Here is a 913-nt window from a genome sequence, read left to right on the forward strand (position 1 = left end):
TGACCCACCCAACGCTCCATCGTCGCCGCATCGAACAGGTCGCTGGCGTAGTTCAGCGCGCCCACCAGCCCCTGCCCACTGTCCTGCAGCAGCAACGACAGGTCGAACTGCGCCGTGCTCGCTTCCACCGGTTGCCCGCTCAGCCGCAGCCCCGGCAGCTCCACCGCCGACATCGGCGTGTTCTGCAGCACCAACAAGGTCTGGAACACCGGACTGTGGCCCAGGCTGCGCGCCGGGTTCAGCGCCTCGACCACCTGCTCGAACGGCAGGTCCTGGTGCGCAAACCCCGCCAACGTCAGCTCGCGCACCTGCGCCAGCAGCTGCGACACGCTCCAGCCCTCGTCCACCCTCAGCCGCAACGCCACGGTGTTGACGAAAAACCCGATCAGCCCTTCCACCTCGGCCTGGCGCCGGTTCGCCACCGGTACCCCCACCACCACGTCCGACTGCCCGCTCAACCGCGACAACAACACCGACCAGGCGGCGTAAAGCACCATGAACACCGTCACCCCATGGGCTTCGGCGCAACGCTTCACCCCCGCCGTCAGCGCCGCGTCCAGCGTGAACTCCACGCTCGCCCCGCGATAACTCTGCCGCGCCGGGCGCGGACGGTCCGTCGGCAACGCCAGCAACGTCGGCGCCCCGGACAGATGCCCCCGCCAGTACCCCAACTGCTGCTCCAGCACCTCGCCCTGCAACCAGTCGCGCTGCCACACCGCGTAATCCGCGTACTGCACCGCCAGCGGCGCCAGCGGATCCGCAGCCCCCGTCACGAACGCCCCGTACAACGCCCCCACCTCGCGAACCAGCACCCCCATCGACCACCCATCGGACACGATGTGGTGCATCGCCACCAGCAGTACGTGCTCATCCGCTGACAGGCACAGCACGCGACCGCGGATCAGCGGGCCTC

The 913-nt window shown here is 69.1% G+C and carries 1 protein-coding gene; it reads right to left on the bottom strand.

Going from position 1 to position 913, the window contains the following annotated elements; translation table 11 throughout:
- Positions 1-913: condensation domain-containing protein (locus G7B67_RS13195; RefSeq protein ID WP_243412383.1), on the bottom strand; the 913-nt coding region annotated here is incomplete at both ends.

This window comes from Cognatiluteimonas telluris (assembly GCF_011320095.1).
Taxonomy (GTDB): Bacteria; Pseudomonadota; Gammaproteobacteria; order Xanthomonadales; family Xanthomonadaceae; genus Cognatiluteimonas; species Cognatiluteimonas telluris.